Annotated in this window: 22 protein-coding genes and 1 pseudogene; 13 read left to right on the forward strand and 10 right to left on the reverse strand. The window is 50.6% G+C overall.

From position 1 onward, the window contains the following. Window positions 1-6: 6 nt before the first annotated feature. On the reverse strand, window positions 7-816 hold the full coding sequence (locus AC6B99_RS00375) for an ABC transporter permease (protein WP_496662485.1): 810 nt from the start codon (window positions 814-816) through the stop codon (window positions 7-9). Beyond that, window positions 813-1,685, reverse strand: coding sequence for an ABC transporter ATP-binding protein (locus AC6B99_RS00380; RefSeq protein ID WP_496662486.1), 873 nt, complete (start codon window positions 1,683-1,685; stop codon window positions 813-815). Before AC6B99_RS00380 ends, AC6B99_RS00375 begins: the two co-directional genes overlap by 4 nt. A gap of 182 nt (window positions 1,686-1,867) precedes the next feature. Here AC6B99_RS00380 and AC6B99_RS00385 point away from each other — a divergent pair, with 182 nt between their 5' ends. The 3 genes from AC6B99_RS00385 to AC6B99_RS00395 all read left to right on the forward strand — a co-directional run bounded on the left by AC6B99_RS00385 (window position 1,868) and on the right by AC6B99_RS00395 (window position 6,272). Continuing rightward, entirely contained in the window at window positions 1,868-3,826 is a 1,959-nt protein-coding gene (locus tag AC6B99_RS00385) for an AraC family transcriptional regulator (RefSeq protein ID WP_496662487.1), read from the forward strand. 90 nt (window positions 3,827-3,916) lie between these two features. Next, window positions 3,917-5,629: an ABC transporter ATP-binding protein gene (locus AC6B99_RS00390; RefSeq protein WP_496662488.1), complete on the forward strand. Its 1,713-nt coding sequence runs from the start codon at window positions 3,917-3,919 to the stop codon at window positions 5,627-5,629. A gap of 232 nt (window positions 5,630-5,861) precedes the next feature. After that, a complete protein-coding gene (locus AC6B99_RS00395; protein WP_496662489.1) occupies window positions 5,862-6,272 on the forward strand; it encodes a GNAT family N-acetyltransferase in 411 nt (136 codons plus the stop codon). Window positions 6,273-6,381: 109 nt separating this feature from the next. Here AC6B99_RS00395 and AC6B99_RS00400 read toward each other — a convergent pair whose 3' ends face one another. Further along, window positions 6,382-7,434, reverse strand: coding sequence for a peptidoglycan DD-metalloendopeptidase family protein (locus AC6B99_RS00400; RefSeq protein ID WP_496662490.1), 1,053 nt, complete (start codon window positions 7,432-7,434; stop codon window positions 6,382-6,384). Window positions 7,435-7,654: 220 nt separating this feature from the next. Between AC6B99_RS00400 and AC6B99_RS00405 the strand changes: the two genes are divergently transcribed. From AC6B99_RS00405 to AC6B99_RS00420, 4 genes are all read left to right on the forward strand, one after another. Beyond that, window positions 7,655-8,410, forward strand: a complete 756-nt coding sequence (locus tag AC6B99_RS00405; protein ID WP_494879065.1) for a response regulator — start codon at window positions 7,655-7,657, stop codon at window positions 8,408-8,410. Next, window positions 8,407-10,206 (forward strand): sensor histidine kinase, encoded by a 1,800-nt coding sequence (locus AC6B99_RS00410; protein ID WP_496662491.1) that lies wholly within the window; start codon window positions 8,407-8,409, stop codon window positions 10,204-10,206. The genes AC6B99_RS00405 and AC6B99_RS00410 overlap by 4 nt, the downstream gene beginning before the upstream one ends. A gap of 506 nt (window positions 10,207-10,712) precedes the next feature. Next, window positions 10,713-11,972, forward strand: coding sequence for a Glu/Leu/Phe/Val family dehydrogenase (locus AC6B99_RS00415; RefSeq protein ID WP_496662492.1), 1,260 nt, complete (start codon window positions 10,713-10,715; stop codon window positions 11,970-11,972). 64 nt (window positions 11,973-12,036) lie between these two features. Next, window positions 12,037-13,014 carry a diaminopimelate dehydrogenase gene (locus tag AC6B99_RS00420; protein WP_056031197.1) on the forward strand — a complete coding sequence of 326 codons (978 nt, stop codon included), beginning with the start codon at window positions 12,037-12,039 and terminating at the stop codon, window positions 13,012-13,014. 149 nt (window positions 13,015-13,163) lie between these two features. Here AC6B99_RS00420 and AC6B99_RS00425 read toward each other — a convergent pair whose 3' ends face one another. The 5 genes from AC6B99_RS00425 to AC6B99_RS00445 form a co-directional block, all read right to left on the reverse strand. Next, the gene (locus AC6B99_RS00425; RefSeq protein WP_494864695.1) at window positions 13,164-13,691 is read right to left on the reverse strand and encodes a hypothetical protein; all 528 of its coding nucleotides are present in this window, start codon (window positions 13,689-13,691) and stop codon (window positions 13,164-13,166) included. A gap of 47 nt (window positions 13,692-13,738) precedes the next feature. Further along, window positions 13,739-14,536 carry an HAD family hydrolase gene (locus AC6B99_RS00430; RefSeq protein WP_327204899.1) on the reverse strand — a complete coding sequence of 266 codons (798 nt, stop codon included), beginning with the start codon at window positions 14,534-14,536 and terminating at the stop codon, window positions 13,739-13,741. 43 nt (window positions 14,537-14,579) lie between these two features. Further along, on the reverse strand, window positions 14,580-15,338 hold the full coding sequence (locus AC6B99_RS00435) for a sulfotransferase family protein (protein WP_496662493.1): 759 nt from the start codon (window positions 15,336-15,338) through the stop codon (window positions 14,580-14,582). 50 nt (window positions 15,339-15,388) lie between these two features. Next, entirely contained in the window at window positions 15,389-15,991 is a 603-nt protein-coding gene (gene cysC / locus AC6B99_RS00440) for an adenylyl-sulfate kinase (protein ID WP_056031190.1), read from the reverse strand. Window positions 15,992-16,198: 207 nt separating this feature from the next. Next, window positions 16,199-16,933, reverse strand: coding sequence for an SDR family oxidoreductase (locus AC6B99_RS00445; protein WP_496662494.1), 735 nt, complete (start codon window positions 16,931-16,933; stop codon window positions 16,199-16,201). Between the two features lie 201 nt (window positions 16,934-17,134). On the opposite strand from AC6B99_RS00445, the pseudogene AC6B99_RS00450 reads away from it, so the two are divergent. The 5 genes and pseudogenes from AC6B99_RS00450 to AC6B99_RS00470 all read left to right on the forward strand — a co-directional run. After that, window positions 17,135-17,461, forward strand: a pseudogene (locus tag AC6B99_RS00450) (winged helix-turn-helix transcriptional regulator); the annotation flags it as partial. Window positions 17,462-17,552: 91 nt separating this feature from the next. After that, window positions 17,553-18,491, forward strand: a complete 939-nt coding sequence (locus AC6B99_RS00455) for an aldo/keto reductase family protein (protein ID WP_056031186.1) — start codon at window positions 17,553-17,555, stop codon at window positions 18,489-18,491. A gap of 619 nt (window positions 18,492-19,110) precedes the next feature. Then, the gene (locus AC6B99_RS00460) at window positions 19,111-20,154 is read left to right on the forward strand and encodes an NAD(P)/FAD-dependent oxidoreductase (protein ID WP_496662495.1); all 1,044 of its coding nucleotides are present in this window, start codon (window positions 19,111-19,113) and stop codon (window positions 20,152-20,154) included. A gap of 37 nt (window positions 20,155-20,191) precedes the next feature. Further along, window positions 20,192-21,859: a helix-turn-helix domain-containing protein gene (locus AC6B99_RS00465; protein WP_494864705.1), complete on the forward strand. Its 1,668-nt coding sequence runs from the start codon at window positions 20,192-20,194 to the stop codon at window positions 21,857-21,859. Window positions 21,860-21,958: 99 nt separating this feature from the next. Further along, window positions 21,959-22,993 carry an ABC transporter substrate-binding protein gene (locus AC6B99_RS00470; protein WP_494879064.1) on the forward strand — a complete coding sequence of 345 codons (1,035 nt, stop codon included), beginning with the start codon at window positions 21,959-21,961 and terminating at the stop codon, window positions 22,991-22,993. Between the two features lie 91 nt (window positions 22,994-23,084). On the opposite strand, the gene AC6B99_RS00475 is transcribed toward AC6B99_RS00470, so the two are convergent. Continuing rightward, window positions 23,085-24,098, reverse strand: a complete 1,014-nt coding sequence (locus tag AC6B99_RS00475; protein ID WP_496662496.1) for an ABC transporter substrate-binding protein — start codon at window positions 24,096-24,098, stop codon at window positions 23,085-23,087. Between the two features lie 119 nt (window positions 24,099-24,217). Then, entirely contained in the window at window positions 24,218-25,849 is a 1,632-nt protein-coding gene (locus AC6B99_RS00480) for a helix-turn-helix domain-containing protein (RefSeq protein ID WP_496662497.1), read from the reverse strand. 144 nt (window positions 25,850-25,993) lie between these two features. On the opposite strand from AC6B99_RS00480, the gene AC6B99_RS00485 reads away from it, so the two are divergent. Next, a complete protein-coding gene (locus AC6B99_RS00485; protein WP_494864715.1) occupies window positions 25,994-26,968 on the forward strand; it encodes a helix-turn-helix domain-containing protein in 975 nt (324 codons plus the stop codon). Window positions 26,969-26,973: the final 5 nt, after the last annotated feature.

Genomic DNA, 26,973 nt, shown 5'->3' on the forward strand with positions numbered 1-26,973 from the left:
GCCGCATCAGCCTCCTTGTACAACGACGCGTCGCAGCGCCTTGTTCATCGCGATTTTGCCAAGGAAAATAAGGGCAGCGAGCCACAGCAGCTGAAACAGCAGTCCCGTTCCGGCATCTAGCGTGGAAATGTTGCCAGTGTAGACGCGAAAGGGGAAGTCAACGGTCCAGTGGAAGGGCAGAGCGTAGACGATCCGCTGCATCCAATCCGGCATAAGCGGCACCGGAATAATCATGCCGGCGAAAAACTCGCCAAACACGCTGAACATCAGCAGGGAGCCGGCCGGAGACATCGTAATAAATACGGAAATATAAATGAGCATGGAGATGGCCACGATCAGGAACAGCCCTATGATAAGCGAGCAGACGAATAGGAAAAAGGCGGAAAAGTCAGGCGGCAGCTCAAGCCTGTAGGGCTGAGGCAGAAAGACGCTGACCAGCAATATCGGCAGGCAGCGAAGCAAAGCGCTGGACAGCCGCTGGGCGAGCAGCTTGGCATACCAGAGGCCGTAAATGCCGCTGGGCCTGCACAGCTCATAGGCAATATTGCCGCTTGTAATGAGCTGAAACAGTTCATTGTCTCGCAGCCATAAAACGATGAAGGCAAGGAACGCTTGCTTGAGCCAGCAATAGGCGACAACCTCGGAGAGGCTCATCTGTGGTGCGGCGGCACTGGTCTGGGCATAAAAGGCTTCAAACACCATAATGAAAATAAAGCCGAAAAAAAACTGCGTCCCGATGCCGGCGTATGCGGCGGCACGGTATTGCAGCCCGTTGCTGAGCCGCAACCTGAGTACGGCGTAGTAAGGTTTAATCATAGTGCGTACTCCTTGTACATTTGCACGACAATGTCTTCAATGGACAGGCTGTCGTTAGAATGGCCCCGTTCAGACGTTGAAGCGGATGCCTGTTGCAGCTGTGAAGCTTGCGGCGCCTCAACTTTTCCGCCATAGCGGCTGCGCAGCCCCTGCACGGTGCCGTCATAAAGCAGCTTGCCTTTGCCGATGAGCAGCAGGCGGCTCGCGAGTGCCTCAATATCAAACATATCATGGGTCGTCAAAATGACGGTAACGCCTTTTTCTTCATTGATCGTTTTAATGAACTGCCTGACGGCGATTTTGGATACGGCATCGAGCCCGATCGTCGGTTCATCGAGAAACAGTAGGCTGGGACTGTGCAGCAGCGAAGCAGCAATTTCACAGCGCATGCGCTGTCCAAGACTGAGCTGGCGAACGGGAGTATGCAGCAGCGCTTGTAAATCCAGCGTTTCTACGAGCAATGCCAGAGTAGCCCGATATTCCAGTGGGGGAGTGCGATAGATGTCGCGCAGCAGCTCGAAGGAGTCCAGTACCGGAACGTCCCACCATAGCTGCGAGCGCTGTCCAAACACGACGCCGATATTTTTCACATATGAAACGCGATCCTTCCAAGGGGTGTACCCCATAATCGAACACGTCCCGCTATCCGGTACGAGAATGCCGCTCATCGTCTTAATTGTCGTCGATTTCCCTGCTCCGTTCGGGCCGATATACCCGACAATTTCACCGGAGCCAATCGTGAATGAAATATTCTGCAGCGCCTCCACGACCGTATATTCCCTCCGAAAAAGCGATTTTACCGCATGCGCCAGGCCCGGCGGCCGCTTCGACACCAGGAACGACTTGCTTATTCCGTTAACCTCAATCAAGTGCTTTCCTCCTCACGTTGTTAAAATGACAGGGAGAAGATAGTAGCATTTTATGGGAAGCGCTGTCAATCGATTTTTTTTAGATAAGTCATTATCAAGATAGGGTTGTGAATGATAATGCTTATCAATTATGATGAATAATAATGAACGTTTAAGGCTTTTGCGTAAGTGAGAGACAGGGAGTGAACAAGGTGTTAAAGCTGAATGAACATACGGCATTATGGAATCGTGCTTCGATAAGACTGCTGGATATAAGGCGCGTCATGTTAGGCATAGATGAGGAGCTGCGGGCTTACCGCGTTCCATCGAGCTTTTTTTTATATGCGCTGCGCGGCAGTGCTGAGGTGGAACTGGACAGCGCCGCCGGTGGCATGAAGCGATTTCACGTTTTGCACGGCGGCAAAGGGGCATGTCTGGACATTAGGCCGTCAGCAGAGCCCTTTGAATATGTCATCGTATTTTATAAGGCGGTTATTCCGCTCCCCAGCAGGCAGGAGATTTTGGATTTGCTGCAACAGCATCGTCCCTTTCAGCTGCAATACCGCTTAGTGCCGCATTCATCCTTGGCTTTATTTTCAAAAATCGAAGAGCTGGAGCGAAGCTGGAAAAATGGCGGGGAATTAGAGCAATTCCATGCTAAAGCTCTATTGTATCAGTGCATATACGAGCAGCTTTGGCAGCTTCATAGAGACGGCGTACAGCTGGCGCGGGCCGATCTTGTCTCGCAGGCAATCCGTTATATGGAGGAGCAATATGCCAGTGCGATTGCCCTGGACGTCCTAGCGGATTTGCTGGATTGCAGCGTAGGTCATCTCGTCAAATTATTCAAGAGGGAGACAGGTGTTAGCCCGATTCAATATTTAACCCAAATCAGGCTGAAGCATGCCAAGGAGCTGCTGCTGAACTCGGAATCGACCTTGGAAGAAATAGCGATATACGTAGGATGTCCAGATAAATATTATTTTGGGCGAATGTTCAAAAAACATATCGGCCAGTCTCCTATACGATTTCGCACCCAGAGGGGGCAGATCGAAAAAGGAGCAAAAAATCCAGCGATCGGGCGCATATTCTCCATTGGCAACTATAGCTCCAAGCTTTATAGTGAGGATGATAATTATTATCAACACAGTAGAGAAGGGGAGCTACCTATGTTTAGCCATAAAAGATTGCTAGCTACGATGCTGATCAGTTTGACCCTGTTTTTGAGCGCTTGCTCGGGTGCGGCGCCGCCGCAGGGAGCTGCTTCCGGCAATGCTGGAAACGTACAAGCATCTGCAGAGCAGAAGTCGCCTGAGGCATCGCCGCAAGCTGAAGCGGCAGGCGGAACGCGGATGATTAAAACCATTAAAGGAGATATAGAAATACCGAATCAGGCACAGCGCGTCGTAGTCGATCTGTATTTAGGCAGCTTTATTGCGCTTGATGTGAAGCCCGTTGGCACGCCGCAAAAAAACCTCGAAAATCCCTACTATAAGGCCGAGCTTGCCGGCGTAGAAAATATTGGCGAATACGAAAGTATTTCACTGGAGAAAATTTTGGAGCTGCAGCCGGATTTGATCGTTACCGGCAATGAAATGGCTTATGAATCGTTCAGCAAAATTGCGCCAACCGTGCTCGTGCCTTTCGGCAATTTGAAAACGGTACACGAAGAAATTGAATTTTTCGGGCAAGTGCTAGGCAAGGAACAAGAGGCAGAGGCATGGCTTGCCAATTTTGATAAGCAAATTGCACAGGCGCGCGAGCAGGTTGCTCAGCATGTGCCAGCCGAAGCGACTTTCTCCCTCATGGAAGATTGGGGCAAAACAGTGGGCGTATTCGGGGATAATTTTGGACGTGGCGGACAGGCCGTTTATCATGCGCTTGACCGCAAACTGCCGCCAAAACATGCAGCTGAGGTCATGAAGGAGCAGTCGCTCGAAATATCGATGGAAATATTGGAAGAGTATGCAGGCGACTATATCATTTTCACTTCCGAGACGCACACACTTGAAGATTTAAAGGCAGATTCGATCTGGGGAACACTCGATGCCGTTAAAAATGATCGGGTTTACATCTGGCACGGCGATAAATCCTGGTACTTTGATCCCATCGCCACTTCAGCACAATTAGAAGAGCTTACAGCTTGGCTAGTAAAACAATAACGCACCAACCTACAATAATCCATTGTCTCCCAACGCTGTTTTCTATATATTTTTAAAGAGACAGATGATAAGGGGGATTGAAGCAAGCTCATGATACGTCGTTTTTTTTCTTATTACCAGCCTTATAGAGGGCTGTTCATGCTGGATTTTGGCTGTGCGGTGCTGGCCGGGCTGCTAGAGCTCGCTTTTCCGCTAGTAGTCAACCGGTTTGTAGATGATCTGCTGCCAAAGGGAGAATGGATGATCATCTTGTGGGCGTCGCTGGCGCTTCTGGCCTTGTACATTGTTAATACGCTGCTGTTATTTGTCGTAAATTATTGGGGGCATATGCTCGGTATTAACATCGAGACAGATATGCGCAAAAAGCTGTTTGAGCACATTCAGAAGCTGTCCTTCAAGTTTTTCGACAATACGAAGACGGGGCATTTAATGACGCGTCTGACCAACGATATGATGCAGATCGGCGAGATGGCGCATCATGGACCAGAGGATTTATTTATCGCTGTTATGACGCTGGCAGGCTCTTTCGTGCTGATGATGCTCATTAATTGGAAGCTTGCGGTGATGACTTTTATCGTCGTGCCGATCATTATTTGGTTCGTTATTTATTTCAACCGCAAAATGACGAGCGCCATTCATCAGCTGTTTACCGATATTGGCGATTTCAATGCCCGGGTAGAGGATAATGTTGGCGGTATTCGCGTCGTTCAGGCGTTTGCTAATGAGTCGTATGAGAAAGAGCAGTTTAACACGAACAACAGCCGTTTCCGTCTGACGAAGCTGCTTAGCTATAAGCTCATATCGCAAAACGGAACGATCAGCTACATGATGATGCGCTTAGTTACCGTATTCGTCATGGTATGCGGCACTTGGTTTGTTATTCAGAACGAGCTGACGTACGGCGAATTTATCGGCTTTTTGCTGCTGACGAACGTCTTCTTCAAGCCAATTGAGAAAATTAATGCGATTATTGAAAGCTATCCGCAAGGCTTTGCCGGCTTCAAGCGTTATGTGGAGCTGCTCGATATTGAGCCGGATATTGCTGATGCGCCGAATGCGGTGGCGATGGGCGAGCTTAAGCGCGACATTCGCTTCCAAAATGTTTCCTTCGGCTATGAAGGCGAGGAGAAGGTGCTCAATAACATAAGCCTGACTGTCGGCAAAGGGGAAACGGTCGCTTTTGTCGGGCCTTCGGGTGCGGGGAAAACAACGCTGTGCAGCCTGCTGCCGCGTTTTTACGAGCTGAATGAAGGCTCCATTACGGTGGACGGCGTCGATATTCGCCAGATCAAGCTGCAATCGCTGCGCAGCCAAATCGGCATTGTGCAGCAGGATGTATTTTTGTTCTCGGGCTCGATTCGTGAAAATATTCTCTACGGCAAGCTCGGTGCCACCGAGGAAGAAATATGGGAAGCGGCTCGAAGAGCGCGCCTGGATGATTTTATTCGTACGCAGCCGGAAGGGCTGGATACGGTCATTGGCGAGCGTGGGGTCAAGCTGTCCGGTGGGCAGAAGCAGCGGATGTCGATTGCAAGAATGTTCCTGAAAAATCCGCCGATTCTGATTTTGGATGAAGCTACGTCGGCGCTTGATACAGAGACGGAGCTGATTATTCAGCAGTCGCTGGCTGAGCTGTCGGAGGGCCGGACGACGCTCGTTATTGCGCACCGATTGGCAACGATCAAAAACGCCGACCGCATCGTCGTCGTTACTCCACAAGGCATTGAGGAGCAGGGCCGTCATGAGGAGCTTGTTCACCAAGGCGGCATTTACAGCAGGCTCCATCAGGCACAGTTTGGTTAATAGCCAAAGCAGATTACTTAGATTAAGCGGACCAACTCAACAACCAGATCGAGCAGATCAAGAGAATCCAGAGCGAAAGAAAGCAGATCAAGAGAAAAGCAGTTCTCTTGCTCTGCTTTTTTATTTGCCTGATGGAAGAGGAGAAGTGTTCAGAATCAGTTCAGTTTTATTTTATATAATAAATAATAAATGGTTTAAAGAAGATTGTACGCTCAAAGAGGTGATAGAGCAGATGATAATAAAAATAGCGCTTGTATCCGATGCCGAAGCCCTTATCACGCTGAAGCAAACAGCGAGCAGAGGCCTTGCCGGCCGATTCGGAGCATACAGGCTGGAGCCTTCCATTACGTCCTTGGCGGCTATAAGAAAGCAGTTTCAAGACCATATTTTTCTCAAAGCGGTTGTGGAGGGCGACGCGATCGTCGGTTCGATTCATTTGCATATGCGAGGGGATGTTCCCTATATTGGCGGGCTCATCGTACATCCGGAATATGTGGGTCAAGGGATAGGAGAGCAGCTGATGCTGGAGGCGGAAGCGCTGTTCAAGATGGGCCAGCAGCTTGATGCTCCTATATCGCATTATGAGGAGCAGGGCTATCGCAAGACAACATTCGTCTATAAACGTTTAATCCGGTTTCATTGAAAAATACCGTAAAAAATATGCGTCCGTCTGGCGCATAAGATCGTGAGAAAAAACAGCTGCAAGCAGGGTCTGAGAAGACCGATGCTTGCAGCTGTTTGCTTATGTTGTCTTATTCTGCGGAGCCAATTGTTTCCCCCTGCACAGGCTTAATGCCGCCTTCCCATTTCACTGCAATCGCTGATGAGGTGAACAAATCCTTACCGTCAGACAGCTGAAAATGCAGATGGGCCTCGCTGGAGTTGCCGGAATTGCCCGTCTGTCCAAGGACATCGCCTTTGCTGACTTTGTCGCCTGGCTTTACAACTGCTGAACCTTTTTTCATATGGGCGAGATAGCTGTATTCTCCTCCATGATCGATGACAACCACATTGCCGGCAGGCGCCTTTTCATTCATAACGCCAACGGGCTCGTTATCGGCGATATCGTTAACAACCGATACGACTGTGCCGTCCGCAGGGGCAATAATATCTTGGCCAAAGGCGAAGTAGCTTTCATTTTTCAAAGGATCGCCTTCATAGGAAAAACCGTCCTTCGCCTGCACAAAATCATAGGCGTAACGCTGGCTCTCATATTCATAGTGATAATTGATTAACGCATTGTTTCCGCCCCAAATGACAAGCCATTCCCCGCGAAATGGCAAGCTGTAGCTATTTTTGGTCAGGATGCTGTCTGTTTCCGTTGCAGGGGAGAGCTCCTTCACTTGAAGCCCAATAATCGTGCCTTCCGCATCAAAAATGCCGACAATTCCCTTAGTTCCGGAATCGCTCACCCATGTGCGCTGTTCAACGCCGCTTTTGTTCAAAATGGAGGACTTTTCGAGCGACTTCACGCCGCTCATAAACGACTCCGCCATTTTTAGAAAATCAGCCTCGCTAACCTGCTCCTTAAACGGAGCGCTAAAGCGCTCATAAATCCCTTTATAATTGCCTGCAAGCAGCGCCTCTGGCAATTGCTCCGGCGTTATCAGCGCTTCACTTGGGTTCGTTGTCGACTCTGCCGCAGTTGGCGAGCTTGAAGCTTCACTGGTTGCTCCGCTATTGTTCGTCGCTGCGGTATCTCCACCCCCACAGGCGGTTAAAATTACGGCTAGCGTTCCGACAGCAGCAGCTATTTTAACCGAGGTGCTGGCTTGTTTGATCATTGTAAATGATGGTTTCTTCATTCCGATCTCTCCTCTATATTCCTATAGTCTATAACCCTATACTAGCAAGCCACACTTAGCTGTACTGAAACAGCAGCTTAACGTTGTCTTAACTTTCAGCAGCAGACTGGTTTAACGAATTAAGCTTCCGTTAAGACGGCATAGCGTATTTAATCAAAGCTATCATGCTATGATGGAGAAATAGTGCAATACAGCATTGAATTTGAAAGGAGGCGGCGTAGTGGAAAATGCAGCGATTTTGCTTGTGGACGATGAACAGGCGCTGCTGGAGCTGTTGCAGACGGTGCTGCACAAGGAAGGTTATACGAATATTGACAGCGTCGGCACAGGAGAAGCGGCGATTGCTGCCTGTACGGCGAAAAAATATGATTTAATCGTCTTGGATGTGATGCTGCCGGGGCGCAGCGGAATCGAGGTATGTCCGTTTATCCGGCAAACGACAGATGCTCCGATTTTATTTTTGAGCGCGCGCACTTCCGATTTCGACAAGCTGACCGGCTTTGCCATCGGAGGTGACGATTATATTGCGAAGCCCTTTAATCCGCTTGAGGTAGTTGCGCGTATCAGGGCGCAGCTGCGGCGGTATTTTGGCGCGTCTACTCCAGTCAATGGCGGCAGTGCGGCGGAGATGGAGCGGGGACCTGCCAGCCCTATTTTTGATTATGGACGATTTAAGGTGGATGAAGCAGCGGGCGAGCTGACGGTGGAAGGGCAAGCGGTAGCCTGTCCGGCACTCGTGTTTCAGCTGCTATTGTTTCTATGTAAAAACCCGAACCGGATTTTCAGCAAAAGCGAGCTGTACGAGAAGGTTTGGGGCGACGACGCCTTCAGCGACGATAATACCGTGATGGTTCATATTCACCGGATTCGGGAACGAATTGAGGCTGATCCTTCTAATCCGAAGTTTATCGTCAATGTGAGAGGGCTTGGCTACAAGCTCGTTCAAGGGCCGCTGTGGGAGAATGGCACGCGATGAATATGCGGCGGCAATTGACGTTGAGATTTGTCCTTCAGCTGGGGATAGCGGGCACAATCGTATTGCTTATGTCTGCTGTAACGGTAGTCTGGATGCTGCAAAAGTTTAACGAAATTAGCATTACGCGTGATTTTGCCAGCGTTGGGCTGGAGAGACTAGTTGAATCGTCGGAGCTTGGACCAGAGGGGATTCGCTTTGATCCCAGCCTGCTGAAGCAGGTGAAGGAAAATGGCGGCTGGCTGCAAAGTCTGGATGAGCTCGGACAGGTGGAAAGCTCCTATAATACGCCTGCGGATGTTCCCAAGCAATATGGACCGGGCGAGCTGGTCGCTTATTGGACAGGGAAGCAGCCGTTTGCTTACCATTTGGCCGTATGGATTCAACAGAAGAACGGTAGGCTGTACACGCTCGTTTATGGCGCGCCTAATTATATGAAGCCGATACTAACGCAGGTGAACGAAGGCGGATTTACCGCTCAAGGCGGTCAGCTTTTAATTCCTGATGCGATGGGAACCGAGCTGAAGAAAGGCCAAGTGTTCGTGCAACTGCTGGATCAGACAGGTACGGAGCTTGCTTCCTATAATAAGCCGGACGCCATTCCGGTGCAATATACCGTTCAGGAGCTGGTGCTTCGGACGCTCTACTCCGACAGATACGGCTATCTCATTCAATCTTCCTACAATGAACAGACGAAGCAGACCTGGATTGTTGGGCAAAAAAATACGGGAACAGGGGCCGCGGGCAAGAAACCGCTCATTCCGGCCGAAGCGCAAATTGTCATCATTGGCGTCGTTGCGATGTTCGCCGCGATGCTGATCCTGTTCTTGCTGCTGTCGCTATGGCAAGCGCGGCGGTTTGGCGCTCCTTTGCTGCATATGCTGGTATGGCTGGATGCCATCGGCAATGCCGTTTACCAAGAGCCGCTGGATCGCAAGGGTTTGCCGCGCAGCCGGATGCCTTCTGGCAAATGGCGGCGGCGATACCGTGTTTTCGCCGATGTCATATTATCCATTGATAAGCTGTCTGCTGCTTTGCAGCGCGAGCAGGAAATGCGGAAGCAGACGGAAAGCTTGCGGGAGGAATGGATTGCGGGCGTGACCCATGATTTGAAGACGCCATTGTCCTCCATTACGGGCTATGCTCATCTGCTCGTGGAGCCCAAATATGATTGGTCACAGGCGGATGTGCGCAAATTTTCAGCAACGATGCTGGAAAAATCGGCTCATATGGACATGCTGATCAGCGACCTGGCGATGACCTATCGGTTAAAGACGGGGATTTTGCCGCCCGAGATCGAGGAAGTGGAATTGAATGGCTGGCTGCGGGACACGCTGCAGTTGGCAGCAGATGATCCCCTGTTTGGCAAAGGTCGAATCCGGTTCCAAGCATCTGCTCAGAAAGCTGTATGGGTTCAGCTCTATACCCCGTGGCTGGAGCGTGTCGTTAACAATATTGCTGCAAATGCGCTTCTTCATAATGCGCCGGATACGGTTTTGACCGTCTCGTTAATCGTTTCGGAGGAGAAAAAGCATGATAGTGTGACGATCGAATTTGCCGACAATGGTGGCGGAATGGACGAGAGCACGCTGAATCGGCTGTTTGAACGGTATTATCGCGGCACAGATACCGCCTCCACGCCGAATGGCTCGGGCCTTGGGATGGCGATTGCCAAAGGGCTGACAGAAGCGATGGGCGGCAAAATCACGGTCGTGACTACTCTGGGGCAAGGCACGATCATTCGGCTCATTTGGAGAAATACGATAGTAAGGACAGATGCGGCTGGAGCCTCCGAGTAGAGGAGCTTTAGAGGAGAAAATGCCCTTTTTGCTTCCTTCCGGTTTGGGGGAAGGTTGGAATGGTGCAAGGCTGGATGCATAAAGCTTCCAGCCTTTCTTTTTTAGTCGAGTGATGCTTTTGTTATATTTTATAGTTTTTTTGCGTAATGAAGAATGCCATGAAATCAACGAAATAAGCTTTTGATTTGCCGAGGAAGAAAAAAAGAATGGCACAAAACCTGACTTGTTTTTTATTTTCGCGCTTAAAACGGAGTTTTGACACAAAATCTCGGATTTATATATCAACTGATGTCACATGTCACTTCTTATAACTTTTAAAGAAAACTAATGTGACAATGGACGAATTGAATATTTTTTTGCATTTTTATCAAGAAAATTCTTTTAATATGCAGATGAAAAAGGTAAAATGAAAAAAACTCATTGTCGGTGCAGTTCGATAGTGCGCGGTCGCGGTAAAGCGGCAGTTTTCAAGCAGACCAATTTAGAGTGAAGGAATGATTTCGAAAATGACAGTCGTTGTTGCAGAAGAAACATTAAACCCTTATAAAATTGCCCAGCAGCAAATCGATACGGCGGTTGCCCATCTGAAGCTGCCTGAGCATGTGACTCAAATTTTGAAGCATCCGATGCGCGTGTTGTCCGTTAACTTCCCGGTTCGTATGGATGATGGTACTGTACAGGTTTTTGAAGGCTACCGCTCCCAGCACAATGATGCGATTGGGCCGACTAAAGGCGGCATTCGTTTCCACCCGGACGTTACGCTTGATGAAGTTAAAGCATTGTCGATGTGGATGAGCTTCAAATGTGGCGTTGTTGGCTTGCCTTACGGCGGCGGCAAAGGCGGCGTTATCTGTGATCCTCGCAAAATGAGCAAAGGCGAGCTGGAACGCGTAAGCCGCGCATTTATGGAAGCTATTGCCGACTTTGTTGGACCGGATAAAGATATTCCTGCACCAGACGTGTATACGACGCCGCAAATTATGGGCTGGATGATGGACACGTACAGCAAGATGAAAGGCAGATATTCCCCAGGTGTCATTACGGGCAAACCGCTTATTATCGGTGGCTCGAAAGGTCGTAATGAAGCGACAGCTCAAGGCTGTGTTTATACGATTTTGGCGGCGCTCCAAGATAAGCATCTTCCGGTACAAAATGCGACTGCAGCTATTCAAGGCTTCGGCAACGCAGGAAGAATCGCAGCTCGTCTGCTTAGCGAAGCAGGCTGCAAAATCGTGGCGATCAGCGATTCGCGCGGTGGCATTTACGATCCAAACGGATTGGACATCGATCAAATTTCCGCTCTTAAGGACAATGCATCCATTTTGGACTACGGCGAATCCTTCGTCATTTCCAACGAAGCTTTGCTTGAGCTGGATGTTGACATCTTGGTACCAGCTGCGCTGGAAAATGTAATTACAGCTGCAAATGCAGACCGCATTCAAGCGAAAATCATCGCTGAAGCAGCCAATGGCCCAACGACGCCAGAAGCAGACCGCGTTCTGTTCCAGAAGGGCATCGTCGTTATTCCTGACGTCCTTGCAAATGCAGGCGGCGTTACGGTATCCTATTTTGAATGGGTACAAAACCTGATGAACTACTACTGGAGCGAGGCTGAAGTGCTTGAGAAGCTGGAAACAAACATGATCCAGTCTTACGTGGCTGTTCGTGATTTGGCGAAAGAGCACAGCACTGATCTTCGTACAGCGGCTTATATGATTTCCATCAAGCGTATTGCTGCAGCGATGGAAGCAAGAGGCTGGGTGTAGAACGACCTTTAATTACGGATCGGCTTGCAATCATTTTTACAATCAATAAAAGGTGGCGATACACATGGCTGAACAAATTCGCATTGGCATTGTAGGTTACGGCAACTTGGGCCGCGGCGTGGAGCTTGCCATCAAACAAAGTCCGGATCTGCGTCTGGATGCTATCTTTACCCGCAGAAATCCAGATTCCATTCCGTCTGAGACGAAAGCATATTCCATTGAAGACGCAGAAAAATTCACTGGCGACATTGACGTTATGATTTTGTGCGGCGGCTCGGCAACAGACCTGCCGGAGCAGGGTCCTGCTTTTGCCCGTCTGTTCCACACCGTCGACAGCTTTGATACGCATGCCCGCATTCCTGAATATTTTGAGCAGGTAGATGCAGCTGCGAAAGCAAGCGGCAAAATCAGCGTCATTTCCACAGGCTGGGATCCAGGCTTGTTCTCCCTTAGCCGTCTGCTGGCGGAAGCGATTTTGCCGGAGGGCAAGGAGTACACGTTCTGGGGCAAAGGGGTAAGCCAAGGCCACTCCGATGCGATTCGCCGTGTCAATGGCGTCAAGAATGGCGTGCAATATACGATTCCTGTTGAAGAAGCGGTCAATCGTGTGCGGAGCGGGGAAAATCCTGTGCTCACAACGCGTGAGAAGCATCTTAGAGAATGTTATATCGTAGCAGAAGAAGGCGCAAATCAAGAAGCGATTGCCGATGAAATCCGCAATATGCCGAACTATTTTGCCGACTATGATACGGTTGTGCATTTTGTAGACGAAGCGACGCTGAAAGCAGAGCATTCCGCAATGCCGCATGGCGGCACGGTACTGCGCAGCGGCAAAACCGGAACGAACAGCACGCAAATTATTGAATTTGGTCTTACGCTGGACAGCAACCCTGAGTTCACAGCAAGCGTGCTTGTCGCTTATGCGAGAGCAGCCTACAAGCTTGCTCAAGAAGGTGGAGCTGGCGCGAAAACCGTCTTTGATATTCCGTTCGGCCTTCTGTCGCCGAAATCCGCAGCACAGCTGCGTAAGGAATTGCTGTAATTCGTTCCACATCAAGCTAGCTTGCATTTTTTTGCTAGTTGCTATTAAAGAAAAAAAGCCGTCCTTCAGCAGTTCATTCTGCTAAGGGACGGCTTCTTTTTTTGCTGTATTGGCATGGAACAGCTAAATCGGCACTATTTGAGCAGGCATTACTTCGAATTGCATATAACGCATCCGTGACAAGTAAGATAGATGCCATGCTTCCCGCATTGCGGATACCCTGGTGGAATCGTCGGCCAATCGTCTCCTTCTTCAACGAGAGACCAATCCTCATAATGAGTGGCATCGACATCCTCGGGTCGAAAGGCGGAAACCATCCGGCCAAACCGCTCTAGCGTGCTTTTGATATAGTCCAGGTTCGGCTCGTAGCTCAGTTTGCTCCAGCCTAAACGCGCCAGCGCTCCGTCTACAACCCGAAGCAGAAACTGCTGATTGGATGAAAAATCATCCGGGTCCCACGGCAGCTCATCGAGGCTAAAGCCGACGGTTCCAATGCCGACTATGTTTTGATCGCGCTGAGCCAACCAAATGACAAACTCTTTCTCGCGGTTCGTTTGTGCAAGCGCCGATCCACTAAGCGCAATAACATCCACAAATACAGAGGTGAAAATATTGGACATGTGAATTTCTTCATCGTGCTCGCTTGATGAGGTTTTGAACGATATATTATTTCCCAATCGTGTCTGCTCCTTTATCCGTTATCCTTACAGTTGGTAAAGAGTAACTATTCAGGCAAAACGCCCATTTTCACCAGCTGCTCCTGCAAATCCGTATAGCCAGACATTATGTAGGCGGGAGCGTGCTCGGTTAACGGCTGCACTTGGCGGTGGTTGAACCAAATGGAGATCCAGCCTGCTTGCAGGGCGCCTACTACATCATTATTCCAAGAGTCGCCGATGTAGATGCTATTCTCGGGCAGTGTGCCTGTACGCTCATTCACCAGCTTGAAAATCCGCGGGTCGGGCTTGTCCCAGCCGACTTCGCCGGAAATGAACTGACGGTCACGCGGAATCAAATCGTCGATATCCATCGCTTCGATTTTGCGGCGCTGATGGGCGCCAGCTCCATTGGTAATGAGGCCAACGATATACCCGGCTTTTACAAGCCGCTCAAGCATGGCTTTTGCCCCCGGAAACATTATGATGTCGTATTGGCAGCCAATGTAGGCAGCCTGCATCGCTGCGGCCTGCTCGTCCGTGAGCACTACATCGAACTCGCCTAGCGCCAGCTGGAAGCGGCGCGTCCGCATCAGCTCCGTCGCAGCCCCAGCCTCCAGTGCGCCAGCGCCGCCCATTTGCTCAGACAGCACATCGCTGTAATGCCGCATGCGGCGATAGGCTGCTTCATAGGGGAAGGCTTCGCCAAGCTGAAGCACTTCTTGTACCGCTTTAGTGAATGGGGGCAAATGGTCATATAGCGTATCATCCACATCGAAAAAAATGCCTTTTACAACGGGAGCTGCGGAATGTTTTTCTGGTGCAGCGTCATATGCGAATCTATTTGTTAAGCGGTTATCCTTCACGGCGAGTTCTCTCCCATTTTCGTCTATTTCATCGTTAGTTGCTCTAATAGTAACCCAATTCGTCCTCGCCTTGCCAGCAGCAATTGCGTTTATACAGGCGCAGCTCCTCTCGGGTGGCGTGCAAAAGCGCATAAATTTTTTTCAGCAGAAGCTGGCGGGCTAAATAATACAGCTCAACATCACTGGCATTTTTGCGAAGAATGAGGTCGATCATATCGCTTGTCAGTTCTGTTTTCGGCGGGCGGTTTTCATTGGCGTTTTTTTTTGAATAGACTTTCGGCTCCCAGCCCATTGTTTTCATAAACAAAAATTGCGATTCCGCATAAAGCTCAGTAATGCCAGCAAAAGAAATGTGCTGCTCCAAATTCCTGATGGCCAAGTTCAAATTGGGGGTCGTGCTGCCCAGCTCTCCGCTCAGAAAACGGGTTTGTACATTGACATATTCGGGATCGAAATACGGATTATTCAAAAACTCCTCGAACGTAAGATAAGGATTGTAGTTATCGGGATAACGCTTATTTTTGTATTTAAAATAAAAGAAGGAGGCGATCTGCTCCACCGGATCACGCAGCATCGTTACATATTGGCAGGGGCGGGCGGTGGTATAGTGGAGGCCGAAGGGGAGGTGGCCGCATAGCGCATCGGCCTGTTTGAGGGTTTGACGCAGCAAACCGGGTTTATCCGCTACCTGAAAATAGTAAACCGCAATCGGGCAATGCTCGACAATCGCCTGTGTGAACGAGGTTCCCCCGGTTTTCGGAATGTGTGCATACAGCAGCAATGGCTCCTTGGATGTTTTCATGATGCTGCACCTCGCCTCATTTGTAAAAAAGTAGTTGGTGCCAAAGCCGCTTACAAGCAGCCGTTGTCTCTTAAATAATCTAAAATGAAGCGGACAGATTCCTTAGGCGTATGCTTGTCGCTTGCGATCATTATTTCAGGATGCCCTGGCGCTTCGTAAACGGAGGAAATGCCTGTGAAATCATGGATTTTACCGGCACGTGCTTTTTTGTACAGGCCCTTCGGGTCCCGGCGCTCACATTCTGCAAGCGGGCATTTGACATAAATCTCAATAAACTCGTCCTCGGAAAAAAAGGATCTGACCCGCTCGCGATCGGCCCGGTAGGGGGAGATGGCAGCGACCAGCACGATCAATCCGGCATCGGCGAACAGCCGGGCGGCTTCGCCAATGCGGCGGACATTTTCCCTGCGGTCCTGCTGGCTGAAGCCGAGCCCTTGATTTAAGCCAAGCCGAAGATTGTCCCCATCCAAAACATAGCTGTGCATATGGCGCTTAAACAGCTCATGCTCTACTTCGAAAGCCAAAGTCGATTTGCCAGAGCTGGGCAATCCGGTAAACCATAGCACGCAGCTTTTATGCCCGTTCAGCTGATGCCGCTCGTCCTTGCTTACTTTGGGCAAGTGCCGCTCATTAGGGGGCGTTTCATGTTTCATATTTCCACTTCGCTTCCGGAGGGCGCTACGGTCCTTTTTGTACTAAAATATGTTGCGCTGTGACAAGCGTTCGTACAAAAACACAAAATCAGGCACAGTGGCCTGTGCCTGATTTTGTGGAGACGGTACTGCCCGTTTATGCCGGCCATATTGCTTTGCTGGACAGGTGACGCTGAGTTCTCCTTCATCTCGATTGAACCTGCAGCGCTAGCGCAGCAAATAGCCGCCGTCGGGATGCAAGGTTGTTCCTGTCGTGTAGCTGTTCGTCATTAAATAGACAACCGTATGGGCGGCTTCTGCCGCTTCCCCAACTCGGCCCAGCACATTCATATTCGTGTAAGCATCATAGGAGGCATCGCGGGTTGCCTGCTTGGCGCCCTCCCAATTAAATGCCGTATAAATCGTACCCGGCGAGATGACATTGGCTCTTATTTTCTTCGGTGCGAGCTCGACAGCTAGCGCCTTCCCCAAGCTTTCAATCGCGCCGTTGCAGGCGGCATAAGACGCGCCATCCGCGAGCGGCCGCTGGCTGAATGCGCCTGACATGAGCACGACAGAGCCGTCTGGCTGAATATAAGGGAGAGCGTATTTCACCGCATAATATTGCGGCCAGAACTTCGCCTTGAAGCAGCTTTCCGCTGTCGCTTCATCTGAAGTGATCGGCCCCCGCACATACGAGGCTCCCGGAGTGAACAAGTGGTCGAAGCTGCCGATTTTCTTGAAAAAGAGTTCCAGCTGGTTGTTGTCGCGATTATCCAGCGCATGCGTCTCCACCTTGTCAGAGCTGAGCGTCTGACGGGCTGCTGCCAGCTTCGCTTCGGATCGTCCGGCAATGACGACGGACGCCCCTTGATCAAGTGCCTGCTGGGCCGTCGCCAGGCCAATTCCCGAGCTGCCGCCAATAATGACGACGCGTTTATTTTTCAAAGATAGATTAGTCATAGGTAAGCCTCCTGATTTTCATCGATGGGCGAATTTCGCCATTACCGCTATTATTGAAGAGATCATAAGCGCTGCCAAGTACGCAGTTTTTTCGTACATAGTCCGAAATTTCGTACCATCAGCAAGCGCGCGGAGGTTAGGCGGCAGGTGTGCAGAATTGGCATTTAGCTGGTATGATGGTAGAGAGAGGAGTAGACTAGGATGAATTTACAAGAGCCGAGATTGGCAGGAGTTATTGCAACGCTGGAAGTAATCGGAGGCAAATGGAAGCCGCTCATCCTGTTTATTTTACTCGTAGAAGGTACGAAACGGTTTGGCGAGCTGCGGCGGTTAATTCCCGATGTGTCGCAAGGAACACTTGCGAAGCAGCTTCGTGAGCTGGAGGAAGACGGGCTTGTGCAGCGCGAAATATTTCAGGAGATCCCGCCCCGTGTGGAGTACAGTCTGACCGAGCATGGGCTTAGCGTATCGGCAGTGCTGGACAGCATGTGCGGCTGGGGCAGGAAGCATGCCCGGTTTGTGCAAGAGCTGGAAACCAATAAGGCCACGGATTCCCAGCCAGCGGCATCAGCCGAGGTGAAAGGGAGTACGGACCGGACGTATGAGGAGATGAGTTCAAATGCAATTTCGTAATTTAGGAAAAAGCGGTTTGAAAGTCAGCGAGATCAGTCTGGGAAGCTGGTTGACATATGGGGGTTACGTGGAGCGGGAAAACGCCGTTAAAGCGATTGAGACCGCCTATGGCTTAGGCATTAATTTTTTTGATACCGCCAATGTGTATGAGCGGGGCGAGGCCGAGAAGGTGATGGGCGAAACGCTGCGTGCGTATCCCCGCGAATCCTACGTGCTCGCAACGAAAGTGTTTGGCAAAATGGGCGATGGTCCGAATGACCAAGGGCTGTCCCGCAAGCATATTACGGAGCAGTGCCATGCCAGCCTGAAGCGTCTGGGCGCCGACTATATTGATCTATATTACTGCCACCGCCATGATCCGAATACGCCGATGGAGGAGACGCTGCGCGCATTGGACGATTTGGTTCGCCAAGGAAAAGTGCTGTACGTCGGCATCAGCGAATGGACAGCGGCGCAGATGGCGGAAGCGCATGCGATTGCCGATCGTTATTTGCTGGACCGCATTATAGCCAATCAGCCGATCTATAATATGTTTAACCGATACATTGAGAAGGAAGTCATCCCTTTCGGGGAGCGTGGCGGTATTGGCCAAGTGGTATTCTCGCCGCTGGCGCAAGGCTTGTTGACGGGCAAATACAGCTCGGCAAGTGAGCTTCCGGCGGACAGCCGGGCAGCAAAGCTTGAGAACATGCGTAAAAATGTGACCGACGAGAAAATCGCCAAGGTGCAGCAGCTGGGCAAAATCGCTGCGGAGCTAGAGCTGTCGGTTGGACAGCTGGCGCTGGCCTGGATTTTGCGCCAGCCGAATGTGTCCAGTGCGCTTGTGGGAGCCAGCCGTCCGGAGCAGGTCGAAGAAAATGCCAAAGCGGCGGGTGTAGAGCTTAGTGCTGACGTTTTGGAGCGAATCGAGGAAATATTGGCTTAATAAGTGATTGAAATTAGTGAGCGTAAATAGAGCTGGCCGCTTGGGGGTTATTCCTCAAGCGGCTGTTTCATTTGGAAAGAATCCATATTTTCATTTTTTATAAAATAACGCGGTTAGAGGGGGAGAAATAATTGTTCCAAAAAAAATGAAATATAAAGCAACAATAAGGAAGAATCGACTTCCTCCGAAGTGAATCTTATATGCACTGTTTTCATCGAATGCTGCACGGCTGGAGAATTGCATCTGGATGTGATGGTTGCTGAGATCACCCTGTTTAGGATGCTCTTACCATTTTGTGAGGACTGGCGTTCCGCTATTCTGGCTTTTATCCCGAGTTTAGGCCGTAAGCGGACAGGAAATCCGTTATCGTCTGCATGAACCCGTCAAAATGGCCATTTACAGCGCAATAGCGGCTCCTGTGTCCGCAGCCTGTGCCATAACCCGTGATTTTGTTGAAATAGCTGCTGCTGTGTCCGCCAACAGACAACATGGACAGCCTTTTATTAGATTTGTATAAACGATTGTTCTATTTTGTCCATTGCTCTTTACTGGAATAGAAGGCTACAATGAATAATATAGTGAGAATGAATATCAAATTCAAGAATTGGGAGGAACAAGCGTGTCAGAACAGCTAGAATTATACGATGTAACGATTATTGGCGGCGGTCCAGCAGGACTATATGCTGCTTTCTATAGCGGGATGAGGGACATGAAGACGAAGGTGATTGATGCTCAAGAAGAGCTGGGCGGACGGATGCTGATTTACCCGGAAAAAATGATTTGGGATGTAGGGGGCGTCACCCCGATTTTATGTGAGAAGCTTATTGGACAGCTCAAGCAGCAGTCGCAAACCTTTGACCCGACCATTGAGCTTGGGCAGCAAATTCGCAATTTGACGAGGCTTGAGGACGGAACGTATATGCTTGAAGCCTCTACGGGGGAGAAGCATTGGACGCGCACCGTTATTTTGGCGATTGGCCGGGGCATCTTGAAGATGGCAAAGCTGGAGCTGGAGGGCGCCGAGCGCTTCGAAGTATCCAATTTGCATTATACGGTGCAGGAGCTGGAGCCGTTTCGAGGCAAGCGGGTGCTTATTTCCGGCGGCGGCAACTCGGCTGTCGACTGGGCGAATGAGCTGGAGCCGATTGCGGCGCAGGTGACGGTCATTCATCGCCGGGAGTATTTTGGCGGCCATGAGAAAAACGTCATCAAGATGAAAACCTCCTCCTGCGATGTCCGCACGCCATGGGAGGTCACGCAGCTTTACAGCGGCGACGGATCGACGATCAGCAAGGTAACGGTGAGACATTTGGAGACGGAGGAAACAGAGCAGCTGGAGGTAGATGCTGTCATCGTCAACCACGGGCTGAAGTCCGATTTCAGCGGCATTAGAGATTGGGGCATCGGCATGGATGAGTGGTGCGTATACGTCACTCCTAAGCTGGAGACGAATTTGCCAGGCATTTTCGCCGCAGGCGACTTTGCTTCTTATGACAGCAAGCTGAACCTGATTGCCGGAGCGTTTACGGATGCCGCGCTAGCGGTCAACAGTGCCAAGCTTTTCATAGATCCGAAGGCGGATGGGGTTGCTTACGTATCCTCGCATAATTCCCGCTTTAAGGAGAAAAATCTAGCCCTTGGCGTTAAAGAAGAAGATGCTTAATGAAGGAAAGAAGATTAGCTTAGATAGGATGTGAAAAATGATGCTGCTCTCTTCGGCAAATGCTGGCCTGCCTAAGGCCCAGCATAGCTTCTATATGCCTGTGCGGCTGCGGGAGCTTCAGCAGGGTCTGGATGAAAAACATCAGGAAGAAGCGGCTCCTCTCTACCGTATGCTCATCGTGTGGGGCGGAGAGGGCGCGCTTTACATTCATAACTATTATCATGAGCTGTCCCGTGGCAGCGTATGGCTTAGCGGCCCTTCGCTGCCTAAGCTTCAGATAGAGGCGCATACGGAATTGCGAGGCATTTTGCTGGAATACAGCTGTATGCCAGCTGCTGGTGAAACAGGAGCGGGGCTGAAGCATCCGGCTCCGCTGCAGCGCTGCCCAGCGATCATCCTGCGGCTTGCGAGCGAGCTGGCGAATGTGTGGAATCAATGTGATTCCCATTCGCCTTTTTGCGTTCAGCAGCTTTTTACGCAGCTGCTTGCCGAGCTGCACCGGGAGCTGGCAAGCCGGCAAAAGCCCGCCAGCTCATGGCTGGAGCAAGCAGAAGCTTATATCGAGCAGCATTTCAGCGAGGATATAACGCGGGAGCAGATGGCGAGCCGCGCGGGGGTCAGCCCAGAGCATTTTTCGCGAATGTTCCGCAAGCATACGGGCCGGACATTCAATGCCCATTTGACGCTGCTGCGCATTCGCAGCGCACAGCAGCGCTTGCTGGCCGGAACGGCCCATGATCTCGGCACGCTGGCGCAGGAGGTTGGCTACAAGGAGGGCGTTTATCTCAGCCGCAAATTTAAGGAAGGCATCGGCTTGTCGCCGACGGCTTATTTGCGCAAAAACAAACGGCTCGTTTCGCTGAATTTGAACCATACCGCGAGCCTAATGGCGCTCGGCATTATTCCGGAGCTCGGCGTATATACGCCCTGGCTGGAAGGGATGCGAGGAGGCTTGCAGTCGGGGAGGCACCAAAGCCAAAGCCAAAGCCAGAGCCAGAGCCAGAGCGGGAGTGGGAGCTTCAATCCGTATGGGCATACGCCGCAGACGTTTTACGAGGCGATTGCAGCAGCTAAGCCGGATATCATCATCAACTATAGCGGGGCTGAGGAAAACAGGAGGCTGCTGCCGCTTGCTCCCGTTATCGAGCTGCCTTTTCAGACGATGAGCTGGCGCGAGCAATTTTTGCTGATTGCTGGCATTGTAGATCGCAGACAGCAGGCGGAGAACTGGCTGGCGCAATACGATGAGCAGATCTACATCATTAACCGCCAGCTTGACCGAGAGCTGGGCAGCAGAGGTACGGCAATCGTCTGGGAAATTGGCCGCAATACAGCCTATTGCTTCAGCAGCAGCTTTGGAAGAGGCAGTCAGGTGCTTTATGATGACATGGGCTTTCGCCTTCCGGCAAAGCTGGTGGAGCAAAATATTTCCGCCAAGGGCTTTATTGAAACAGGCATTGAGCTGCTGGCTGCTTATCCGGCGGATCATATTTTTATAACAGGACCGCCAACTAACCCTGACGACAAGCAGCGGCTGCGGCGTTTATTCCAATCGTCAGGCTGGAGAAAGCTGGACGCTGTACAGGGAAACCGCGTACATGTGCTGAAGGAGAAGGGGCAGTTTTACGGGTATGACCCGTTGTCCTCGCAGGCGCAGCTGCAGGAGCTGATAGGCTTGCTGGCACCGCATCACAAATTTGCATAGTGCCGGATCATTTTAAGGCATAGTCATTTGCTCGCTTACACGTTAAAGTGTAAATGAGAATGATTATCGACATAAAATGAGGGGGATTTACACGTGTTTTTGAAAAATCAAAGCCAAAATCATAAGCGCCGCATGGCTGCTATGCTGGTTATGCTGCTGCTATGCGTAAGCATCTTTACCGCATGCGGTACAGCAGATTCGAACGAGACTGGCAAGGCGAATGCTGGGAGTGAAGCGACAGCGCAGGCATCCAGCGAAGCAAGCGATGGCGGAGCGGCAGAAGCAACACCAGAGGCTAGCGCTGATCCTAATGCAGTCAGAACGATATCTACCGTAAATGGCGATATTGAAATTCCGGCTCAGCCGAAGCGCATCGTGGCTGAAGAGTACCTCGGCAGCTTGATTGCCCTTGACGTTGTGCCAATCGGGGCGCCGGGATTAACGCTGAAAAACTATTATTTTAAAGAGGCGCTTACCGGCGTTGAAGATACGGGGGAATATGGCAAGCCGTCTGCAGAGAAAATTGCAGCTCTTGCTCCCGATTTGATTATTACGGGCAATGGAGAAAGCTACGAGCTGCTCAGCAAAATTGCGCCTACCCTCTTTATTCCGTATGGCGATCTCAAAAATGCTCATGAAGAGCTGACGTATTTCGGGAAGGTGCTGGGCAAAGAGCAAGAGGCGAAGACATGGCTGGAGGAATTTGACCGTCGCATTGCTGAAGCGAAGGCGAAGGTTGATGCGGCCATTCCAGCAGACGCGACCTTTTCCATTTTTGAGCATATGGAGAAGTCGACCTATGCCTACGGAGATAATTTTGGACGTGGGGGCCAGCCGGTGTATCAGGCGCTTGGACGCAAGCCGCCAACCGAAATAGCAGACGTCATTATGGAGAAGCAGTGGGCCGAGCTGTCAGCAGAGATTGTTCCGCAATATGCTGGGGATTATATTATCATGACCTCGAACGACTGGACACAGGCTGATTTTGAGGCTGATCCGATTTGGAGCAACCTTCCGGCAGTGAAAAATGGCAAGCTGTATGTATGGCCGGAGGAGCGTTCATGGTACTACGATCCGCTCGCGGTTCTGGCTCAGACTGAGGAGCTTGCGGAATGGCTTACTAAAGGCAATTAAACATTAACTGCATTAAGCATCCAAAATGAAAAGCCGCCGAAGCGATCTCGGCGGCTTTATTTAATTCTCGAACACTTGCTGGCATACAGGCTTACTCTTGCTTGGCTTGCTCCGTCAGCATTTTTACAATTTCCTGAATTTGCAGCTTCAAGGACACGGGATCATTTCCCCAGAACAATTCTGGATCGAGATTGAACACATGGTTATTTTTAACCGCATCCAGCGATTTCCATAGTCCTTGGTTGCTTCCCCACACCTCGGAAATCATGTCTCCCTGGTCGAGAAAAATATAATCGCCTGCGTAGTCTTCAATGACCTCGTAGGAAATTTGGCGATAGGCTTCCTTGCCGATCATTTCCTGCTTTTGCTTGTCAGGGGGAGTCAGCTTCAAGTGTGTATAAATCGCCTCGCCGCCGCGATAGCCGCCATCTCCATAAATGTAGAAGCCGCTGTCTACGACGAAAACGCCCATGAGCGAGAAGGTATCTTCAGGTTTAATCATATTAGCAAGCTTCGCCCGTTCTTGTCCAACAAGCTGGTCAAATTCAGCGAGCCACTGCTCGGCATCCGCCTCTTTGCCGACAGCAGAGGCAAGGAAACGCAGCGTCTCATGGATATCGGTGTACGTGCTGAAGGGCAAAGCAACCGTCGGGGCGATTTTGTCATATTGCTCCAAAATTTTCTCGTCGCCGGTCCACGTTACGATGATATCGGGCTTCAAGTCGAGTATTTTCTCAAGATTGCGTTCGCCTGTGCTTTCGATGCCGTCAATTTGGTCTTGGATAACTTTGTTCTCAAGCTCCCATGAGGTGGAGCCGACGGGCTTAATGCCCATGACAAGCATCTCCGGCAAATAGCCGTCTGTTACGATACGCTGCGGATTAATGGGCACCTCAACGTCTCCCCGATGCGTCTTTACGATGCGGGTCGTTGCTTCTGGAGAAGCTTCGGCCTCCACAGCTGCAGAAGGAGAAGGCGATGGCGAGTCCGAGGCAACGGCATTGCCGCTGCTATTGCTGCCGCCTGCCGAGTTTCCGCAAGCAGCGAGCGATAGTGCAAGTAGAAGCAAGGCAAACAATTTCGTAACTTTATGTAACTGATACATGTGATCCTCCGATAAAATAATAATGATTATCATTCGCGATGATAATTCTATTATAACGGCAGCGGAAGAGAAAGGTCGATGTGATAAAGTTGGATATTTGGCTGGGAAAATTGTTGGATTTATCCGTCTATTTTTGAACTTTCAGCTGCATCGGATAGTAGAAGCTCCACCATTATATCTAGCTGCTTCTCTAGCGACACTCCATCGTCCATCCAAAACTCATTCAGCTTCAGCAGATAGATTTTATGGCCCTGCTCCTTCACGAGCTGCTGCCAAAAGCTGCGCTCCATGAGTTTGCCTCTTACAGCCTCAGTGTCATCTGCTGGCACAATCAGAAACATATGCTTGGCGGCATAAGGCAGCAAATGCTGTTCCCGCAAGGCTAGATGGGTGTTCGCATCAATAACTTCCTTCTGAATAGCAGCGGGAGGCGTCAGCCCGAGCAGCTTATAAAGGATGAAGGCGGAACGAACAGGCGGATGAAGAATCATCCATGAATCATCATATCTTAGCTCATATAAGCCGAACGTATCATCAGGGGCTAAAAGCTGCGCTAGTCGCTGCTTCGCCGCTGCTCCTTGCTGCTGCAAGCCGGCTATCCAATTTTCCGCCTCCGCTGTACGTCCAAGCAGCCTGCCTATCATGCGCACCTCCTCCAGTTTGTCCATCTCGCCCCATGGCAGCATAATGACGGGAGCGATATGTTCAAGCGCCTTGAGCATATGAGGCATGTTGTAATGGTAGGTAGGCGCAATAATTAAATCAGGTGCTAGCACTCGAAGCTCCTCGACCTGCTCGATGTCTGCCAGCTCCATGATGCCTTGCAGCCGGCCACGCAGCAGCGACGAAGAGCGGAGCACCTCGCGCGGTGCGGCCAGCGGCTCAATGCCGACAGCAAGCAGAGCTCCAAGAAACTGCATGCCCACAATGCGCGTTGCATGCTTCCTGCTGCGGAAGCTGCTGGGCGACAGATGAGTGATTTTTTGGAACGTCTTGCCCAAATAGGAGCCGTCCGCAAAGCCGGTTTTATAAGCGATTTCCTGCATTTTATCGTTGGTGAGCAGCAGCAGCAGCTTGGCCTCGTCAATGCGCAGCCGGTATACATATTCGGCGAAGCTCCAGCCGGTTTCCTTGCGGAACAGCGAGGAGAAATAGCTTTCGTTGAAGCCGGCCATTTTCGCCAAATAAGCACGGCTGAGCGGCGAGCGGTAATGCTGCTTCATATAAGCAAGCACCTGATGAATAGGCTTATCCTTTTTCAAATAATGGTTGCTGTACAAATCGCGGGAAAAAAGCAAATCCAGCAGCTCATGCAGCATGAAATGCAGCCTTGGCGTATTTTGAATAGACCCTGTCAGCTTAACCACCTGCAGCAGCTCATGCAGCAGGCCCGCAGCCTGGCGCGGAAATTCGAGCAGCTGCCCGTGTTCTGGCAACTGCTCGCTGCTTAGCTCATAGACCAGCCGGCTTTTTCCACGCTCCGTTATTCGGTAGCTGTTGAACGAAATGCCGTAGATGGGCTGGAATGGCTTGCCATCCGTGCTTCTGAGATGCAGATTATTTTCTGCTTGCCGCAGCAAAATCGCTTGCCCTTTCTCTACTGGATAAGTATTGCTATCCGACCCGACAACGATTGCTTCCGTTGGAACGATAATCGCCGGGAAAGTCGTAAAGGCAAGGACGGACGGGCTCGTCGTCCCGTTATCTGCAAGCAAGGAGGCTCCAAGCAGCTCATAGGTAATGGGGTTCATCGTTAATCACCTGTTATTTTTATTTGCTACCCAGTCTATCATTGCTGAATAAAGAGTACAATTCACATTAATGCTTTTCATTCCGGCTCGATACTGATACAATTTTAATTGAAAACGTTTCTCAATAAAGGTGGGTAAATAAGGATGAAACATACGTTGGAAGCCCAACATATCGAATCTTTATATAATGAATGGATTGGTGTAGAGCTAGGCGTTCCGGTGGAGCAGCTTGCAGATACGGTTAAGCTTCCTGAGCAATGGGGAGACGGCTATTTGCAGCGCACGCGCCTGCGGCCGGGCATGGAGCTGCATACGATTGATGTGAAGCTGCATGAAAATCATATTTTTTATATTGACGTGCAGTATCCGCATTTGGAAATTTCATTAACGCAGCATGGCAATGGCTGTTGGACGATTGAGGGCAGGCGAGGGGAGCGGGCGATGGGCTCGGGCGGGACGCAAATGATCTATTTGCACGATACGCGCATCCATTTCGAGCAATTGCATTCGGATCGGTTGGCCCATATGGAGCTGCGAATCGATTTTAGAATATGGAAGCATCTATTCTCGTATTTCCCTTGGCAGGCTGGCGATACGTTTTATTGCGAGCAGCAGCAGCTGACACCGGAAATTAAGCAGGTGTTCGATCAATTGAAGAATTGCCCGTATACCGGCCCTATTCGGCAGCATTATTTGGAGGGCAAAGCGTTTGAGCTGATTGCCTTGTTCTGGTACGGGCTGGAGCAGAAGAGCGAGCTGGAATCCGCCGCTTCGCGCTTAAAGACAGCCGATGTGGAGCGGCTTCATCTGGCGAAAAACATTTTATACCACAACCGCACCAATCCGCCGGGCTTGCTGGAGCTGGCGCGCCAGACGGGACTGAATGATTTTAAGCTCAAGGCAGGCTTTAAAGAGCTGTTTGGCACAACCGTGTTCGGCTATATTCGCGAGGAGCGGATGAGGGAAGCGAAGCTGCTGCTGGAGCAGGGGAGAATGAATGTCAGTGAAGCGGCGATTATGGTCGGGTATACGAATATGAGCCATTTTGCCTCGTTGTTCCGCAAAACGTTTGGGGTTAATCCAAGCGAATATGCCAGGCAGCAGAGCCGCTCGATGTGAGTGGC

The sequence above is a fragment of the Paenibacillus liaoningensis genome (assembly GCF_059609455.1).

Coding starts and splice junctions, on each gene's coding strand:
- AC6B99_RS00390 (WP_496662488.1), top strand. CDS start 3,917: ATGATACGTCGTTTTTTTTCTTATTACCAGCCTTATAGAGGGCTGTTC.
- AC6B99_RS00445 (WP_496662494.1), bottom strand. CDS start 16,933: ATGACTAATCTATCTTTGAAAAATAAACGCGTCGTCATTATTGGCGGC.
- AC6B99_RS00375 (WP_496662485.1), bottom strand. CDS start 816: ATGATTAAACCTTACTACGCCGTACTCAGGTTGCGGCTCAGCAACGGG.
- AC6B99_RS00465 (WP_494864705.1), top strand. CDS start 20,192: ATGATGCTGCTCTCTTCGGCAAATGCTGGCCTGCCTAAGGCCCAGCAT.
- AC6B99_RS00435 (WP_496662493.1), bottom strand. CDS start 15,338: ATGAAAACATCCAAGGAGCCATTGCTGCTGTATGCACACATTCCGAAA.
- AC6B99_RS00410 (WP_496662491.1), top strand. CDS start 8,407: ATGAATATGCGGCGGCAATTGACGTTGAGATTTGTCCTTCAGCTGGGG.
- AC6B99_RS00480 (WP_496662497.1), bottom strand. CDS start 25,849: ATGAACCCCATTACCTATGAGCTGCTTGGAGCCTCCTTGCTTGCAGAT.
- AC6B99_RS00395 (WP_496662489.1), top strand. CDS start 5,862: ATGATAATAAAAATAGCGCTTGTATCCGATGCCGAAGCCCTTATCACG.
- AC6B99_RS00400 (WP_496662490.1), bottom strand. CDS start 7,434: ATGAAGAAACCATCATTTACAATGATCAAACAAGCCAGCACCTCGGTT.
- cysC (WP_056031190.1), bottom strand. CDS start 15,991: ATGAAACATGAAACGCCCCCTAATGAGCGGCACTTGCCCAAAGTAAGC.
- AC6B99_RS00420 (WP_056031197.1), top strand. CDS start 12,037: ATGGCTGAACAAATTCGCATTGGCATTGTAGGTTACGGCAACTTGGGC.
- AC6B99_RS00485 (WP_494864715.1), top strand. CDS start 25,994: ATGAAACATACGTTGGAAGCCCAACATATCGAATCTTTATATAATGAA.
- AC6B99_RS00475 (WP_496662496.1), bottom strand. CDS start 24,098: ATGTATCAGTTACATAAAGTTACGAAATTGTTTGCCTTGCTTCTACTT.
- AC6B99_RS00455 (WP_056031186.1), top strand. CDS start 17,553: ATGCAATTTCGTAATTTAGGAAAAAGCGGTTTGAAAGTCAGCGAGATC.
- AC6B99_RS00415 (WP_496662492.1), top strand. CDS start 10,713: ATGACAGTCGTTGTTGCAGAAGAAACATTAAACCCTTATAAAATTGCC.